This is a genomic window from Aminobacterium sp. EBM-42, assembly GCF_001896635.1.
GTDB classification, from domain to species: Bacteria; Synergistota; Synergistia; order Synergistales; family Aminobacteriaceae; genus Aminobacterium; species Aminobacterium colombiense.
Genome location: NZ_MPPC01000024.1, coordinates 1 through 17,605 on the forward strand (window position 1 = coordinate 1; position 17,605 = coordinate 17,605).

The window sequence follows — 17,605 nt, forward strand, 5'->3', positions numbered from 1 at the left end:
CGGCGACAGGGTGAAACTGCTCTGTTGAACGAAGAATCCGCTAAATTCATGGTTACAGACCGGCTCGGGGATGTTTACACAAAATTTTCCGCACTACCTTCTATACCAGGCCATTTTCATGCTGGCTACCATATGGGTTGTTTATCGCGGCATTGGCGAGGGTATTGAAAAGTACTGCAAAATCTTAATGCCGGCCCTGTTTGGCATTCTTTTGATTCTTATCGTCCGCTCAGTGACTCTTGAGGGGGCCGGGAAGGGATTGGAATTCTATCTTAAACCTGATTTTTCAAAAATTACCGGTGATACGTTCCTGGCAGCTTTGGGGCAGGCGTTCTTCTCACTTTCCCTGGGAATGGGATGTATGATCACCTACGGCAGTTATCTGACAAAAGATACTACGATCCCAAGCGCAGTGGGGCAGATTTGCTTCCTTGACACCATGGTGGCCTTACTCGCCGGTCTCGTTATATTTCCGGCTGTTTTTGCCTTTGGCGTGGAAGCGGGAGCGGGTCCCGGCCTGACGTTTGTTACATTGCCGTCTGTCTTTTCGCAAATGCCTGGCGGTCCGATCTGGTCATCACTTTTCTTTTTACTCCTGTTCATTGCAGCCTTGACATCTGCCATTTCACTGCTTGAAGTTGTTTCCGCCTACTTTATTGACGAAATGGGATGGGGGCGTCCTAAAGCCGCATGGCTAATGGGTCTGGCAATTTTCATACTGGGCATCCCTTCCTCTATATCACTTGCGGGCAACTTGAAGATTGCAGGCAAAGACTTTCTTGACGCCGCGGACTTCTTGGCTTCTAACGTCCTGTTGCCTTTAGGGGGTATGCTGATTGCTCTCTTTGTAGGCTGGGTGTGGACAGAATCAGCCCGAAAAGAGGTTTCCAATGATGGCACATATGAGTTCGGGCTGATGGATGCATGGATTTGGGTTTGCAGAACAATTGCTCCTTTGGCCATTGCTGTTATTTTCTGGAAGGGCTTGAAGTGGTAAAAACCGTTCATATTTAAAGAAAAGATATGATGTTAACCTGTTGCGGGGAGGGTTTTCCCTCCCCGCATTTTGCATAATATAACAAATAGGAAGAAAGTTTTGTGTTTCACAAGCTATTGACTATCATGCCATATAGTGTAGAATCATTACGGATTACCGGAGGAAGGCCGCAAGAGAGTCCTTTTTTACATTAAGTAGAGGGGCGCCGAAGGGGCAATGTTTTCAGGTTTGGGAGCCTGAAAATGGAAACTCTCAGGCAGAAGGATTGTGGCTGGACGGGTCTCTGGAATAGTTAGCCGCCCTTCTTGTAGACGTTGTTCGCTTTGGGGCTATGCGACAGAGATTGTCTAACCTATAGTAGTAATATAGGAGGCAGAACGATGGGTCGCATGCTCCTCGTTACAAATAATAGAACTCTTTGCAAAAGAGTAAAAAATGTCGAATTAGTAGAGGGAACGTCTTTCGACGTTCTTGTTTATGTCCGCAATTACATCCACAAGGGTTGGTCTCTTTTAACACACCCTCTTTATGGGAATTTGCGTCCCTACCAGCATCCATTTCGCTCCATCCTATTACAGGTTCCATCTGGGGCACTGCCCAGAAACGTCGATACTTATTCTCTTGAACTTATTGAAAATGCCATTTCCATATATGATTCCTGTAAAGAGAGAATACTTCTAGTTTCGTCTCTCACAGATGAAATGATAGATGATTATTCATTTCTTGATAAGGAACTCATAAGAGAAAGTCTGGAAAAATATTCAATGTTTCTCTCTGCTAATGAATAGGCAGGGATAAATAGGGGTTAGTGTTATCGTAATAGTGAGATTTTTAACAATCGCGGAAAGGAGGTGAGAATGTATGGCAATGGTAGAGTTGACGAAAGATAACTTTGACGCGGAAGTGAAGGAGAGCAGCCTTCCTGTGCTGGTTGACTTCTGGGGTCCTAAATGTGGACCCTGTATGGCTCTTCTTCCCAATGTCCACAAGATGGCAGAAGAGTTTGAAGGAAAAGTTAAGTTCTGTTCCGTCGATGTTTCTCAGAATCGCCGTGTAGCCATCAATTGCAGGGTGATGGGGTTGCCCACATTCCTTTTCTGGAAAAATGGAGAAGAGGTTGCACGTATCAGTGGTGCTGAGGTTACTCTTGAAAAAATCAAAGAAAACGTAGAGAAACTGCTGTAAGCAAATCCGCGAAAGGGGGGGAGTTATTTGAAATTAGAACTCCATAACGTAAAAGTCAATAAACTTGCGTGGGGTGACAAGACGACTGTTAAAGACGGCGTTCTTTATGTCAATAAAGAAGAGCTTTTAGCCAAGCTTTCTGATGACGAACGCCTTGTTAAGGTGGATGTCGATCTTGCCATGCCTGGCGAGAGCGTCCGCATTCTTCCAGTGAAGGATGTTATCGAGCCCCGATGCAAACTTGAGGGTTCCAATGAAGTTTTCCCCGGATTTGTCGGCGATGTAGACACCGTTGGCGAAGGCAAAACCCTCGTTCTGAAAGGTGCTGCCGTTGTGACAACCGGGCAGATCGTCCGTTTCCAGGAAGGCATCATTGATATGATGGGCCCTGGCGCAGAGTACACGCCTTATTCCAAGACCAACAACGTTGTGCTTGTCCTTACTCCTGTAGAAGGTCTTGAGAAGCATGATCACGAAGCCGCATGCCGCATGGCCGGCCTTAAGGCAGCTGTCTATCTCGCCCAGAGTTGTACAGAGGTTAAGGCTGATGAAGTGGAGGCTTTTGAGCTTCCGTCCTTAGATAAGGCTATGAATGCATACCCGGAGCTTCCAAAAGTGGCTTACCTTTACATGCTCCAGTCCCAGGGACTTCTTCACGACACCTATGTTTATGGTGTCGACGCTAAAAAGATTCTCCCGACACTCATCAATCCTACAGAGGTTTTTGATGGAGCTATCGTTTCGGGAAACTGCGTTTCCGCCTGTGATAAGAACAACTCCTATGTTCACATGAACAATCCGATTATCAGGGCTATGTTTGATCGGCACGGAAAAGACTTCAATTTCATTGGCTGTATCATTACCAACGAGAACGTTACTCTTGGCGATAAAAAGAGAAGCTCTTCCTACGCAGTCAAGCTTGCCAGAACCCTTGGCGTAGATGGTCTTCTCATTTCCGAAGAAGGTTTTGGCAATCCGGATGCAGACCTTGTTATGAACTGCTGGAAAGCTGAGCGGGCGGGCATCAAGACCACTCTTCTTACAGACGAATATGCCGGACAGGATGGCGCAAGCCAGTCTCTTGCCGATTCCTGCAAAGAGGGGGACGCCTGTGTTACTGCTGGTAACGCCAATGAAGTAATAGTACTTCCTCCCATGGAGAAAGTCATTGGCTTCCCTGAAGAAGCAAATGTCATTGCCGGCGGCTGGCAGGGTTCTCTTGCTGAAGATGGCACGATCACTGTTGAGCTGCAGGCAATTCTTGGCGCAACAAGCGAGCTTGGCTATACAAAGCTTGGGGCCTACACAATCTAATAAGCAATTTAAAAAATTTAAAACAAATATTAAGAAGGAGGTGTGAAGCATGGGCAAATTGGCTGGAAAAAAAGTGCTTTTTCTCGGTGAGCGCGATGGCGTGCCGGGACCTGCCATGGAAGCATGCTTCAAAAACAGCGGAGCTGAGGTTATTTTCTCAGTAACCGAGTGTTTCGTCTGAACGGCTGCAGGAGCCATGGATCTGCAGAACCAGCAGCGTGTTAAAGATGCTGCTGAAAAGTATGGCGCTGAAAACGTTGTGGTCATTCTTGGTTCTTCCGATGCGGAAGGCGCAGAAATTTATGCAGAGACCGTAACGAACGGCGACCCTACATTTGCAGGTCCCTTGGCAGGAGTTCCGTTGGGACTCCCAGTCTACCATGTATTTGAGCAGGAAATTCGTGATGAAGCCGATGAAGCGGCTTGGGAAGATCAAATCAGCATGATGGAGATGGTTCTGGATCCAGAAGCCCTTTCCGCTGCTGTGAAATCTATGAGAGAACAGTTTAGCCAGCATACGCTGTAAATCCTTAATGAAAGGAGGGGGGCATATGACTTACCGTGTCGTTCATTATATAAATCAGTTCTTCGCAGGAATTGGCGGTGAGGAAAAGGCAGACTATCAGCCGGAACTTCGTGAAGGTGTAGTAGGTCCGGGTATGGCCCTTAACGCTGCATTTAAAGGGGAAGCTGAGGTTATTGCTACCGTCATTTGCGGAGATACATACTTTGCTTCCAATATGGAAGAAGCAACAAAAACAATTCTTGATATGGTCAAGCAGTGCAACGCCGATGCTTTTGTAGCTGGCCCGGCATTTAACGCCGGCCGTTACGGCACTGCCTGTGGTGCGATTTGTTCTGCCGTATCTAAGGAGCTGGGTATTCCTGTAGTTTCCGCTATGTACCAGGAAAACCCCGGCGTAGAAATGTACAAAAAGAACCTCTACATTGTGGAAGCTGCCGATAGTGCTCGTGGCATGGGCAAAGCAGTTCCAGCCATGACCGCACTTCTTCTTAAGCAGCTTAAGGGAGAAAAGATCGGTCTTCCAGCAGAAGAGGGTTACCATGAGCGCGGTGTTCGAGTAAACAAGTTCTACGAAAAACTTGCCGCTGAGCGCGCAGTTGATATGTTTGTGGCCAAGCTGCAGGGCAAGCCCTTTACTACAGAGTATCCTATGCCTGTTTTTGATAGGGTTGCGCCTCAACCTGCCGTTAAAGACCTTAAAAATGCCACAATAGCCCTTGTTACTTCCGGCGGCATTTGTCCAAAAGGCAACCCTGATCACATTGAAGCTTCCAGCGCCAGCAAATATGGCGAATACGACATTACCGGAGTGGATGATCTTACAGCTGATGAGTATTGCACTGCTCACGGCGGATATGATGCTACCTACGCAGACCAGGATGCTGACCGTGTTCTTCCCGTGGACGTCTTAAGAGAAATGGAGAGAGCTGGAGTATTCAAGAAGCTTCACAATAAGTTCTATACAACTGTTGGTAACGGAACAGCCGTTGCCAGCGCAAAACGCTTCGGTGCCGAAATTGCTGAAAAACTTAAGAAAGACGGCGTCGACGCGGTTATTTTAACATCCACCTGAGGAACTTGTACTCGTTGCGGTGCAACGATGGTAAAAGAAATTGAACGTGCCGGTTTCCCGGTTGTTCATGTATGTACAATAGTTCCTATTTCTTTAACTGTTGGAGCCAACAGAATAGTACCTGCAATTGCTATTCCTCATCCACTGGGTGACCCAACGAAGCCTTTTGCTGAAGAAAAAGAACTTCGTCGGCACCTTGTAGAGAAAGCTTTAAAGGCCCTTCAGACAGAAATCGACGAACAGACAGTCTTTGCAGACTAGTTTTAACTGTAACAAAGGGCCCAGGGTTCACCCTGGGCCCCTCTATTATAAGAGAATGCGAATGAGGAGGTTTTTGCAGCCATGTCCAGTGTTGGTATTAAAGGTTACGCGTACTGCCTTAACCATGCCCCCGAACTTGGTCTCCATTATGGTAATACCCCTTATGTAGAGAGACACCATCATAAAGGAGAGAGCGAGTTTTTAAAGGCCCTGCCCAACCATATGCAGTCCTTTGAAGATGCAAGGGATTTTGCTCCGAACCAGGCCTATATCGGCGGCATTACCCTTGAAGAGTTTGAGGCGAAGCAGCAGCCCTGGATCGAGAATCGTTTGACAGGGTCTAGCCGTTACGGTAAATTTGGAGAAATCATGCCTGAGGATGAATTCCTTGGACTCATTGATATATGCGACGTATTCGACATCATTTGGCTTGAGAAGGATTTTGCCGCTTCAGTAAAAGAGAAGCTGGCCCAGAATCCTGTTATCAATGAACACGTCCTCGCCAGACTTGAGACTGGCCACGATCTTTCTGAGATTGAGAACGAAGTTGAAAAACATTCAGCTTTGCCCCTTTATTTCAACAACAAAGTAGTGGGATGCGCACGAAGCGGTCACGAAGTGGATGAGTGTCTTTTCCCCTATGTATTGCTCGAGAATATCGCCTGTAAGGCCGGTGGCGTTCTATCCCTTCTTCACTTGTTGAAAAATACGGGAGTTGCTTCAGAAGACATCGATTTTGTTATCGAATGTTCGGAGGAGGCTGCTGGTGATATGAACCAGCGGGGGGGCGGCAATTTTGCCAAGGCCATTGCAGAGATTGCCGGATGCGCCAATGCCAGTGGTTGCGACGTTCGAGGTTTTTGTGCCGGTCCCGTAAATGCCATGCTTTCGGCGGCATCACAGGTTGCTTCAGGTCTCCGAAAGAACTGTGTGGTCGTAGCGGGTGGGGCTATCCCCAAGCTGTATATGAACGGCCGCGATCACGTTAAAAAAGGCATGCCTGCCCTTGAAGATTGCCTTGGGAACTTTGCAGTCCTACTCGTTCCTGACGATGGGACAAACCCGGTCATGCGCCTTGATGCGGTAGGGAAACACTCAGTGGGATCAGGAGCTTCTCCCCAGGCCGTTACCTCTGCCCTTGTCTATGAACCCCTTCAGCAGCTAGGCATTTCCTTTGCAGATGTGGATAAATACGCTGCCGAACTTCATATTCCTGAAATAACTCTTCCTGCCGGGGCTGGTGATGTCCCCCTTGCCAGCATTAAGATGATAGCAGCTCTGGCAGTGATGAAAAAAGCTATAGAAAAAGCAGATATGATGGATTTTGTAAAAGAGAGAGGCCTTAAAGGCTATGCTCATACGCAGGGACATATTCCATCGGGAGTGCCTTTTGTCGGGCCGGCATGTGAAGCAATTAAGGCGGGAACAATGAAACGGGCCATGATTATCGGTAAAGGAAGTCTATTCCTTGCCCGATTGACCAATCTGGCTGACGGAGCTTCTTTCTTTATAGAGCCGAGCAGCGGTGGTGCTGGAGCTGCCGTGAGCAAGGAAGATGTGAAAGCGCTGATTCTCGAGGTTCTTTCTGAGATCACGGAAAAGCTCCAGTAAAAGGAGCGAGGTGAGCTGTATGAGTGAGATCAGGCGTCTAGTCGGAGAAGCGCTCTCTGAGATAGTAGAAACTGCTGTAAGTGGCGGACCGCGCATAAGCGTCGGACTTATGGCGACGGGTAGTGAACATGGAGCGGAAGAACTGGCACAAGCCGGTCTTCTGGCTCAGGGACAGTATCCTAACGTTAAAGTTGTAATGATTGGACCGAAATGTGCTGGATATGATGATCTAGAGTGGATCGAAACTCCTAATTGTGATGCGGACGTCGCTTTGGCAATGGAAAAAGCCCTTAAGGAGGGAGTTATCCAAGGGGCAGTGGCCATGCACTATCCTTTCCCCATGGGTGTAACGACCATAGGACGGGTTGTAACACCTGCTAAGGGAAAAGATATGATTATAGCTTCTTCTACAGGTACCTCTGCTATACAGAGGGTGGAAGCCATGGTCAGGAATGCCATCTATGGCATAGCGGTGGCAAAATCCATAGGGAAGCGAAATCCCACTGTGGGTATATTGAATGTAGAAGGAGCACAGCTTGTCTTCAGGGCCCTGAGCCAATTAAAAGAAAAGGGGTATGACATTGCCTTTGGCACAAGCATCCGGAAGGATGGAGGCTCGGTGCTGAGAGGAAATGACATCCTTGCTGGAGCAGTCGATGTCTGTGTGGCAGATACACTGACGGGAAATGTTCTAATGAAGATGTTTTCTTCTTTCAACTCAGGGGGGACCTATGAAGCTCTTGGGTGGGGGTATGGGCCTTCAGCCGGGGAAGGCTGGCCCCATGTCATCTCTATCATTTCAAGGGCTTCAGGCGCTCCTGTCATAGCCAATGCCCTGGCCTATAATGCTGCTGCTGTTCGTGGTAACCTTCCGGCACAAGTAGCTGAGGAAATGGCGAAAGCGAAGCGTGCGGGTTTTGATGACATCATTGCCGGATTGCAGCCCAAGCCTTCAGCCGCGGCTGAGGAGATAGCTCCTCCTCCAACAGAGCCAACTGACGACGAAATACACGGCATAGATGTTCTTTCAATAGAGGATGCTGTGAGGGTTCTATGGAAAGAAAATATTTATGCGGAATCAGCCATGGGCTGTACCGGTCCAGTAGTTAAATTGCCAGCAAAATATACGGAGAAAGCAAAAGAGATATTGAAGGCCAACGGATATTTGTAATACATTTGTGGTAATTATTCAATAAAAACGGGAAAACGGGAAAATGAGAAATCATTATCCCGTTTTTTTTATGCGTAATTTAGTGATATAATTTTATAAGTTTAGATTGTTTTAAATCTAACGAAATGTGGGAGGTGATGTAAAGTTCAGTGTAGCACATGCTTTTCGCTCCTTGGTTAGTGTATCACTTTAAGTGGTGTATTTGCGCAGAGAGAAAGAGTTGTTATAAAAACAGGCTTTCTCTCATGACGAAAGGGGGAATTGCATCAATGGATGCTATTATGAAACTGAACGGGGTTATTAATGGTATCGTTTGGGGACCGTGGATGCTAACGTTATTAGTGGGAACGGGTGTTTACCTGTCTCTGATTCTCGGTTTCCCGCAGATAAGGTATTTTGTTTTTATGTTTAAAGAAGTATTTGGGAACCTTGGAAAAAAGAAAGAGGGAGAGGGAACCATCTCATCTTTCGCTGCTCTTTCCACAGCTCTTGCCTCCACTATTGGAACAGGCAACATTGCCGGTGTCGCGACAGCCCTCCATTTAGGCGGGCCCGGAGCCCTTTTCTGGATGCTTGTTTCAGCAGTGTTTGGCATGACTACGAAGATGTGTGAAGTCATTCTGGCCGTTCATTTCCGCGAAAAGGATGAGCTGGGGAACTGGCGTGGCGGCACCATGTATATCCTTGAAAAAGGCGCCAAACAAAAATGGCTCGCCTGGCTCTTTGCCCTCTTCGCGTTTTTTGCTTCCTTCGGCATAGGCTGCGCTGTTCAGTCCAACTCTACGGCAGAAGGTTTTTTCCTTGGCTTTGGAATTCCTCCAATTTGGACAGGTGTTGCTGTGGCAGTTTTAACAGCCCTTGTTATTGTTGGCGGATTAAAACGAATCTCTGATGTTACAACCTACCTTGTTCCCTTCATGGCTATTTTCTACATTATCGGCGGCATCATCGTTGTCTTTGTTCATATTGGAGAAGTTCCGGCGGCGTTGTCAAGTGCAGTCAAATACGCTTTCAGCGACCCAATGGCCATGCCTGGAGCGGTAGCTGGCTGGACTGTTAAATTAGCTCTGACCAAGGGCATTGCCAGGGGTGTTTTCTCCAACGAAGCTGGCCTGGGATCCGCCCCCATGGTTCACGCCACGGCCATTGTTGACCATCCTGTCCGTCAGGGAATGTATGGTTTGTTCGAGGTGTTTGTGGACACCATCGTTATCTGCTCACTCACATCTTTGGCCATTATTACAAGCGGTGTTCTTACAGGAAAAGCCGAACTGTCCGGTGCACAGCTGACCCTTTCCGCATTCCAGGCAGTTCTTGGCGGAACTGGAACCATGATTCTTTCTATAGGATTGGCTCTTTTTGCTTTCTCGACCATTTTGGGTTGGTATTGGTATTGTGAAACCGCTGGTGAATATATTTTTGGAGCCAGAGCCATTCCCGGAATAAAAATTGTATGGATTATCATCGTATTCCTCGGAGCTGCCGGCGGAACCCTTCTTGGCGACGCAGCTGCGTTCCTAACAAACCTTTGGGATCTTTCTGATACTCTGAACGGACTCATGGCGGCCCCCAACCTCGTAGCTTTGTTGCTGCTTTCGAACGAAATTCGACGCCTTGTCAAAGATTTTGACGCAAAGAAAAAATCCGGAGCGCTTAAATAAACTGAGATTTTGACAAATTTCTCAACTCTTGTATCATGTGAGACAGGGGCGGTTTTACCGCCCCTGTCTCATGTAATAAAAACTAATAAAAGGTTAGGGGGGAATAGCTGTGTTTCTTCGCCCAACGAGGATGGAGGTCAATCTGGCTAACATTCAGTCTAATTTCAAGACGATTCGCCGGCATGTGGGAGCTGGCCCCCAGATCATGGCAGTAGTGAAAGCGGATGCCTATGGTCACGGAGCTGTAGAAGTGGCAAAATCTCTTATCGAGGCGGGCTGTCAGCGTTTTGCGGTAGCTACACCTGATGAAGCAGTGGTATTGAGAGAAGCGGGGATAAATGACCCTATTTTGGTTCTGGGCCCCTCTCCTTACGATGCGGCATCAGCCTATGTTAAACACGATATTTCAGCAGCCCTTACAGATTTGGTTTTCGCACAAATGATGAGCCGTGAAGCGGTGAATCAGGGTAAAACCGCCTTGCTTCATCTGAAGATCGATACGGGGATGGGGAGAATAGGGTTTTTGCCAGAACAGATTCCAGGCATCATTGACGATATTTTAAAATTGCCCGGCATAAAGTTAGAAGGGCTCTTCACTCATTTTGCAACGGCAGATGAGAAACGTCTCGATTATACAAATCAACAGTTTGCCCGTTATATGAAGGTCTATCATTTTCTGGAAAGCAAGGGGGTAAGAGTTCCTTTGCGCCATGTGTGCAATAGCGCAGCCGTGTTGAATTCTCCAGAAAAACATCTTGATGCCGTTAGACCGGGAATTATTCTCTATGGCATGTACCCTTCAAGCGAGTGTATCAGGCCCATAGAGCTTAAACCCACTTTTGAAGTTAAAACGGCCATTGCAGCCGTTAAAGAAATTTCTTCTAATAGCGGTGTGGGCTATGGACTTCGATATATGTCTCGGGGAACAGAAAGAATAGCTGTTTTACCAATAGGGTACGGTGATGGTTTCTCTCGATGCCTTTCTATGAAAGTTCCAGTTCTTGTCCACGGTAAAAGGGTTTCCATGGTGGGAAATATCTGTATGGATCAGACAATGATCGATGTTACCGACATAGAAGATGTGAAAGTTGGCGATGAGGTGGTAATTGTTGGCCGGCAGGGGGAGGAAGTCATTACACCGGAAGAAATAGCCCCAACGCGAGGTACCATAAACTATGAAATTCCCATAATGTTCTCAAAGAGGGTCCCCAGGGTCTACATTCGCTGATTACCGTAAAATAATGAGAGTAAAGGCTGCCTCAAAAAAGGGGCAGCCTCTTTTTTACATATAAAGTATGCCGAAATAGAAAAAATGGATATAATCTAACAAGTAATCAGACCAAAGGAGGACTTAAAATCAATGGAGAATAATCTACCGTCTCTTCGCGATTTTTCCGCAGAGTCGTTGAGCCATGGAAACGTAAAACTTCTAGAAGAAGCAGCCCGAAAGGCCCGTATAGACGTTCTCACAATGGTGACCCTTGCAGAAAGCGGCCATCCCGCGGGCTCTCTTTCCAGTTTGGAAATGTATCTGACAACATACGGAGTTGCCAATCTGACCCCAGAAAATTGTAATAGTGTCGATCGTGATTATGTGGTTATCAGCCATGGACATACCTCGCCCGGAGCTTACGCAGCATTAGCCGCATGGGGTTTTTTCAAGCCCCTTGATGCCGTTGCCAACTTCAGGTTATGCTCTAGTCCTTTCCAGGGGCACGTGGAGCGAAATGTTCCGGGCATAGATTGGGGAAGCGGCAACCTCGGACAGGGGCTTGCGGCGGGAGTAGGTTTCGCTCTCGCTCAGAAGGCTAGAGCCCACGGTGGCCGGGTTTTTGTTTTGATGGGCGATGGGGAGCAGACAAAAGGGCAGGTAGCGGAAGCTCGCCGCATCGCGGCTAAAGAAGGGCTTTCAAATATTACCGCTCTTATCGATTACAATCATATTCAGATCTCTGGCCGCACAGAAGAAGTAATGCCTGTAGATGTGAGAGCTTTGTGGGAAGCTGACGGCTGGGGAGTTCTAGAATGCGACGGCCATTCTTTTGAAGAACTTTACACGGCTTTGCGAGATGGTGTAAATGACGAAGTTCCCACAGTGATAATTTGTCATACTCAAATGGGGAAAGATGTTTCTTATATGGAAGGGGTTCCTGACTATCACGGAAAGGCTCCAAACAGAGACCAGTATGAGAAGGCTGTAAGGGAACTTGGCGGGAACCTAGACTACCTTGAAAAGGCTAAAGCCCGTCGTGGGAACCCTGTCCCTTCAGGGAGGAAGATCGTTTCTACAATAAATAACCTCCTTTATGGAGAACCTCGCACCTATGGCAGCGAGAAAAAGACTGACAATAGATCGGCTTTTGGAAACGCTTTGGCAGATGTAGGGACTTTAAATTATAAAAGAGAGGGGAGTATGCCCCTTCTTGTTTTCGATTGCGACCTGGCCGGATCGGTCAAAACATCGGATTTCGCAAAAAACTGTCCGGAATGGTTTGTTCAGACTGGCATACAGGAGCACGCCACGGCTACGACAGCAGGAGCAGCCTCAGTAGCCGGCGTGGCCAGCCTTTGGGCCGGATTCGGCGTGTTCGGCCTGAGTGAAGTGTATAATCAGCAGCGATTGAATGATATTAACAAAACAAATCTCAAACTGGCATTAACCCATGTGGGTCTGGATGTAGGAGAAGACGGCATGACCCACCAAGCCATTGATTACGTTGGCCTGATGCGGAATATGTTTGGATGGAAACTCCTGGTCCCCGCCGACCCCAACCAGACCGACCGGGCTACGCGATGGGCACTCCGCGAGGCAGGAAATGTATGTATTGCCATGGGAAGGAGCAAGCTCCCTGTTATTACCAATGAAGGGGGAGAACCTCTTTTCGCTGGCGACTACTCCTTTGAATATGGAAAGGCCGCCAAGGTTCGGGATGGAGAAGATGGAGCCATTTTTGCTCTTGGCGCAATGACGTGGAGAGCCCTTGAAGCGTGGGAACTCCTCCGAAATAAAGGATTGAACTTCAAACTCTTCTCTGTCGCCACGCCCCTTGAAATAGATCAGAAGGCTCTCGAAGAGGCATCTGCTACTGGCCTCATCCTTTCGGTGGAAGATCATCACTACCATAACGGTTTAGGTGCAAGTCTCGCCTTGGCTATGGCGGAAGGGAATCTCCATGGAAAACTTGTTCCTCTTGGAGTCCGTTCTTATGGCGCTTCTGGCAGGTCAGAAGATGTTGTGGCAGCAATGGGCCTTGATGGAGCAAGCATAGCGGCGAAAGCGGAGGCTTGCTTGAAGGAGAGGAAATAAATATAGGATGAAGAGCCTGTTGCTTCATATTTGCTGTGCTCCAGATGGGACTATTCCATGGACAGTTCTCATAGAAGAAGGATACGATGTAACGGGGTACTTTTATGGCCATAATATTCATCCTGAAGCAGAATATATACGACGGGAAGAGGCAGTGGAAAAACTTGCCTCTTCCCTGTCGCGACCACTGGCAATAGAACCCTATGACCCTCAGATCTGGTTTAAACGAACGGCCCTTCTGGCTTCTGAGCCTGAAGGAGGGGCGCGGTGTGCGTTATGTTTTGAACTTCAGTTGGAAGGCGCGGCAAAAAAGGCGGCAGAACTCTCTTATTCCTGGTTGTGCACCACGTTGACTATAAGTCCCCACAAGAATCCGGAAAGAATCAATGCTTTGGGAGAGGCCGTAGCAACCCGTTATGGGCTGCGTTGGCTCCACAAGGTTTGGAGAAAGAACAATGGTTTTGTGCGGTCCGTCAAGGCAAGTCACGAATTGGGCCTATACCGTCAGAACTATTGCGGCTGTTCTTACAGCGCTAAAACTACAGAAACGAGGAGATGACCTTTATGGAGGACGGACTAAGGAAGTTACCTGTGGGAAAACTTCCACCAGACATTCTTGAACAACATATATTGCAATTCAGCGGAGCCAGTCGACCGGATGTCCTCGTAGGTCCCGGCATAGGCGAAGACGCCTCTCTTATTCGTTTTCCAGAAGGGAAACTTTTAGCTGTTTCTTCTGATCCCATAGTGGGAGCTTCAAAGGGTGCGGGAACCTTTCTCGTCCATATAAATGCAAACGACATTGCCTGCAAAGGCGGTGATCCGGCTTATTTTATCATTACCCTTATTATCCCTGTGGAGCAGGGGCTTCCCTTCGCCAGAATGATCATGGAAGAGATCCATCATGCGTGTAAGAAAATGGGGATCGCAGTGATAGGCGGGCATACGGAACTGACAGATCGATATAAAAAACCGGTAGTAGTGGGAACCATGATGGGGCAAACGTCCTATCTTTATCGGGCAACGGATATTTGCGCAGGAGATGGCGTTATCATGACAAAGCATGTAGGGCTTGAAGGAATGTCCATACTTGCCCATGATCGTCCCGATCTTCTCAAGCCTCATTTATCCGATGCAGAAATACAAAGCATCACGTCGTGGATATCCTCTATTTCAGTGTTGAAAGAAGCTGCAGCTGTGCGAGATCTAGCCCGTTTCATGCATGACCCCACGGAGGGGGGGCTTTTCGGAGGTTTGGCGGAAATATGCCGTTTAAGCGGGTTGAATCTCCATCTTGACATGGAGGCTATTCCAATACACCCCTTGACCCGCAAAGTAGGAAAAGCTTTAGGTGCGGATATTTACCACCTTATCTCCTCGGGCGTGCTTGTGGTGGTCGTCCCTGAAGAGAAGATTGAAACGGCCTTGAAGCGACTTGAGGAGAAACAGATTCCAGCAGCTCTTATTGGAAAAATAGTAGAGGAAGGACGAGGAAACTGCGAGCTGGATAGCAAAGAGGAGCTTTGGAGACTCCTTGCCCTGTAGAAGGAGGCGCGATTATTGAGAACAGAAAACATTCTCCGCCGTACAGAAAGGTTGCGAAAGGCCTTTCCTTCTCTTGCCATAGACGGGGTAGTCCTTTTTGTCTTTGAAAGCGCCAACTGGCAGAGTGTCTATTATATTTCCGGGTTTCGCGGAAGCAGTGCTGGCGTTCTTATAACCGAGCAAGAAACCTGTCTTATTACAGATGGCCGCTATATGACCCAAGCCTCTGAGCAATCGCCCTTTACACTGATTCCTCAGGGGCAGCGATCACTGGTCGAGGCCATGGGCGATCTTCTTAAACAAAAAGATTGTAGACGCGTTGGTTTGGAAAAAGAGAAAGTATCAGCCAAAACTTTCGAACAGATCCAGGGTTTGGTAAGGGACGTGGAATGGAAAGACGCTTCTCAACTATTGCCAATGTTGAGGCGCGCAAAAGACAGCGACGAAGCAGATCTGATAAAAAGAGCCGGAATGATAGCTTCCAATGCCTACAGAGCTGTTATCGCCCAGGTCAAAGAGGGAATGACAGAAAAGGAATTTGATGCTCTTCTTGAATACACGGTGAAAAAACTTGGCGCTGAAGGCGGTTGGGGAAATCATGGTTTCATAGTTGCTTCAGGTCCTAGAAGCGCATTACCCCATGGGGTGCCTACAGATAGGAGCTTCCAAAAGGGAGACTGGGTAACCGTTGATTTTGGAGCCATGGTGGGTGGGTATCTTTCAGACATTACCCGTAATTTCTGTCTCGGAAAGCCAGACACCAGGGCCAGGGAGATAGAGATGGTTTTGCTCAATGCCCATAAAGAAGCTGCTATAGCCTTAAAGCCTGGTGTAAGTGGTAAGGAAATTGATGGAATAGCCCGAAGAATAATTGCGGATGGGGGTTATGGAGAATATTTTACCCACGGTCTTGGCCATGGGCTCGGGTTGGAAATTCATGAAAATCCACGATTATCGCCATTGTCAGAAGACTTTCTTCAGGTTGGCGATGTGACAACAGTAGAACCGGGAATATACATTCCAGGTTTTGGCGGCATGCGTATTGAGGACGATTATCTCATTACAGAGTCAGGAGCGGAACGGCTGTCAGGGAATTTGGAACAGGGCCTGCTCCTTCTCTAACATCTTAATGAGATCCTTTTAGATATTGCATTTTGAAGAGAGTCAAAGATATAATGTGGTGGACACTTTAGCTATACCATGAAGGAGGGGAAAGGCATGCAAAGGTACGTCTGTACTGTTTGTGGTTATATCTACGATCCTGCAGAAGGAGATCCCGATAACGGAATAGCCCCAGGAACTTCTTTTGAAGACCTTCCGGATGATTGGGTCTGCCCCGTCTGTGCTGTGGAAAAGGATATGTTCGAGCCCGAAGAATAAATTTCAATCTGCCTTGTAAAGAGAAGTCTTTTTAATAAAAAGGAGGGGGGAATTGCCCCTCCTTTTTTCTTGACTTCTTCGTTTTATAAACTATAATAGAGCGACGTTAAACAAATGTTTTAATTTTTGAACATATTTAACTTCAGTTTATATAAGGAGGAAAGGTTATGAAGAAATTAGTGGTTCTGCTTGCTTTTATTTTTGTATTTGTAAGTGCTGCTGGTGCTATGGCTGAGTCTGCTCTCGATAAAGACGTAATTCGTGTTGGAACGGAATCCACTTTCCGTCCCTTTGAATTTAGAAATGTCAAGAATGAAGTGGTTGGGTTTGACATCGATCTTATTAATATGGTTGCCGAAAAATTAGGGAAAAAGGTGGAAATTGTAGATGCAGCCTTTGATTCTCTTATTCCTTCACTATTGACTAAAAAAATTGACATTATAGCAGCGGGAATGAGTGCAACAGAAGAGCGGGCCAAGCGTGTTTCTTTCTCTCATGTATATTACATTACACCCTCAGCAGTTGTTGTTAAGGCTGAAGAGACAGGTATAACTGCTGAAGAGGATCTGAAGGGCAAAATTGCTACCGTTCAGATGGGGACGATTCAGGATGTTTATGTAACTCAGCTTGATCTGAAAGAAGTGAAACGTTTTGCAAAAACTGACGACGCCTTCAGGGAAGTCCTTCTTGGCCGGGCTGATTTTGCCGTGGTAGATGGAACGGTAACGAAAGAAAACCTGAAGGAGAACAAAGATTTTACAGGAACGCTCAAACAGGTTTTCGAACTTCGCATTGATAAAGGCATGGCCCTTGCGCTGCGCAAAGACGATCCCCAGTTCCTTGAGGCAGTCAATAAGGCTCTAGATGAACTTAAAGAATCCGGAACTCTTGCTGAACTGGAAAAGAAGTGGATGGAAGAATAAGTTTATCACTGTAAAAATTTTTTAAAGAGAGATAGTTGAAGAGGAGAAACTGTGCATAAGAGCAGTTTCTCCTCTTTTTTTATAAGGTCTTTTCTACTTCAGTGATGATTTTTTTCATTATCGCCATAAGTTCATCTTCAGAAAGGCATTTGCTCTCTACAATGAGGGTGGTCTGTTCAGGAAGACGAACAGAAAGGGCACCGCCTATATGGGGATACCATTCAAGCAAGGCCTCATGTTTTTCTACCGAAAGGGTTCGATACGTAGCGCCAAAACCTATAGGGCGGTCGTTTGTGTCAATTTGGGCATCTGGGAGGTAAAGATCGCCACTTCCGGTACCGGAGAGCAAAATGACGTCAAAATTTCGTCTGTCTTGTGCGACATAGGATCTTTTCAGCCAGATGCCATAATTTCCTGAGGGAGCTGTCAGAGGCTGAGAAAAAAGGGGGCCGCCTGCCCATCCCTCCAGTTCTGGCAGATCTGTGACTTTTGCCCAACCCGTTCCTGATATGGCCATGAGCGTTATAAGAGTTAAAGTAATAATATTGCGAAAAAATGTCATTATTTTCCCTTCTTTCATGAATACTCCTTTGTTGCCATTCTATCAAAATAGTTGTTCCCCTTCCTTTTGTCCATCTTAAAATCATGCTAT

General features: G+C 47.1%; 16 protein-coding genes, 1 pseudogene and 1 riboswitch. Of the genes and pseudogenes, 16 read left to right on the top strand and 1 reads right to left on the bottom strand.

Annotated features, from left to right (window positions below; all coding sequences use genetic code 11):
* Positions 1–118 precede the first annotated feature (118 nt).
* The 16 genes and pseudogenes from BUC50_RS06370 to BUC50_RS06445 all read left to right on the top strand — a co-directional run bounded on the left by BUC50_RS06370 (position 119) and on the right by BUC50_RS06445 (position 16,953).
* Positions 119–997, top strand: coding sequence for a sodium-dependent transporter (locus tag BUC50_RS06370; RefSeq protein WP_502686063.1), 879 nt, complete (start codon positions 119–121; stop codon positions 995–997).
* Positions 998–1,157: 160 nt separating this feature from the next.
* Positions 1,158–1,275: riboswitch (glycine riboswitch) on the top strand.
* A 102-nt stretch (positions 1,276–1,377) separates the two neighbouring features.
* Positions 1,378–1,785: a GrdX family protein gene (locus BUC50_RS06375; protein WP_273015656.1), complete on the top strand. Its 408-nt coding sequence runs from the start codon at positions 1,378–1,380 to the stop codon at positions 1,783–1,785.
* A 79-nt stretch (positions 1,786–1,864) separates the two neighbouring features.
* Positions 1,865–2,182, top strand: a complete 318-nt coding sequence (locus BUC50_RS06380; RefSeq protein ID WP_213700424.1) for a thioredoxin family protein — start codon at positions 1,865–1,867, stop codon at positions 2,180–2,182.
* A gap of 27 nt (positions 2,183–2,209) precedes the next feature.
* On the top strand, positions 2,210–3,496 hold the full coding sequence (locus BUC50_RS06385; protein ID WP_013048777.1) for a glycine/sarcosine/betaine reductase component B subunit: 1,287 nt from the start codon (positions 2,210–2,212) through the stop codon (positions 3,494–3,496).
* Between the two features lie 49 nt (positions 3,497–3,545).
* Positions 3,546–4,022, top strand: coding sequence for a glycine/sarcosine/betaine reductase complex selenoprotein A (grdA, locus tag BUC50_RS06390; protein WP_083775795.1), 477 nt, complete (start codon positions 3,546–3,548; stop codon positions 4,020–4,022).
* A gap of 25 nt (positions 4,023–4,047) precedes the next feature.
* Entirely contained in the window at positions 4,048–5,355 is a 1,308-nt protein-coding gene (gene grdB, locus BUC50_RS06395; protein WP_273311876.1) for a glycine reductase complex selenoprotein B, read from the top strand.
* Between the two features lie 81 nt (positions 5,356–5,436).
* A complete protein-coding gene (grdC, locus tag BUC50_RS06400) occupies positions 5,437–6,966 on the top strand; it encodes a glycine/sarcosine/betaine reductase complex component C subunit beta (RefSeq protein ID WP_273311878.1) in 1,530 nt (509 codons plus the stop codon).
* 19 nt (positions 6,967–6,985) lie between these two features.
* Positions 6,986–8,137, top strand: coding sequence for a glycine/sarcosine/betaine reductase complex component C subunit alpha (grdD, locus tag BUC50_RS06405; RefSeq protein WP_286677252.1), 1,152 nt, complete (start codon positions 6,986–6,988; stop codon positions 8,135–8,137).
* Between the two features lie 269 nt (positions 8,138–8,406).
* Positions 8,407–9,798, top strand: coding sequence for an alanine/glycine:cation symporter family protein (locus BUC50_RS06410; RefSeq protein ID WP_286677297.1), 1,392 nt, complete (start codon positions 8,407–8,409; stop codon positions 9,796–9,798).
* Between the two features lie 109 nt (positions 9,799–9,907).
* Entirely contained in the window at positions 9,908–11,026 is a 1,119-nt protein-coding gene (gene alr / locus BUC50_RS06415) for an alanine racemase (protein WP_273015746.1), read from the top strand.
* A 132-nt stretch (positions 11,027–11,158) separates the two neighbouring features.
* On the top strand, positions 11,159–13,105 hold the full coding sequence (locus tag BUC50_RS06420; RefSeq protein WP_273311881.1) for a transketolase: 1,947 nt from the start codon (positions 11,159–11,161) through the stop codon (positions 13,103–13,105).
* Positions 13,106–13,112: 7 nt separating this feature from the next.
* On the top strand, positions 13,113–13,664 hold the full coding sequence (locus tag BUC50_RS06425; RefSeq protein ID WP_273015641.1) for an epoxyqueuosine reductase QueH: 552 nt from the start codon (positions 13,113–13,115) through the stop codon (positions 13,662–13,664).
* A 5-nt stretch (positions 13,665–13,669) separates the two neighbouring features.
* Positions 13,670–14,650 (top strand): AIR synthase-related protein, encoded by a 981-nt coding sequence (locus tag BUC50_RS06430; RefSeq protein ID WP_273015640.1) that lies wholly within the window; start codon positions 13,670–13,672, stop codon positions 14,648–14,650.
* Between the two features lie 15 nt (positions 14,651–14,665).
* The gene (locus BUC50_RS06435; RefSeq protein ID WP_286677253.1) at positions 14,666–15,772 is read left to right on the top strand and encodes a M24 family metallopeptidase; all 1,107 of its coding nucleotides are present in this window, start codon (positions 14,666–14,668) and stop codon (positions 15,770–15,772) included.
* A 66-nt stretch (positions 15,773–15,838) separates the two neighbouring features.
* A pseudogene (rd, locus tag BUC50_RS06440) lies at positions 15,839–16,030 on the top strand (rubredoxin); the annotation flags it as partial.
* Between the two features lie 167 nt (positions 16,031–16,197).
* The gene (locus BUC50_RS06445; RefSeq protein WP_013048763.1) at positions 16,198–16,953 is read left to right on the top strand and encodes a transporter substrate-binding domain-containing protein; all 756 of its coding nucleotides are present in this window, start codon (positions 16,198–16,200) and stop codon (positions 16,951–16,953) included.
* A gap of 79 nt (positions 16,954–17,032) precedes the next feature.
* On the opposite strand, the gene BUC50_RS06450 is transcribed toward BUC50_RS06445, so the two are convergent.
* Entirely contained in the window at positions 17,033–17,515 is a 483-nt protein-coding gene (locus BUC50_RS06450; RefSeq protein ID WP_273015638.1) for a hypothetical protein, read from the bottom strand.
* Positions 17,516–17,605: the final 90 nt, after the last annotated feature.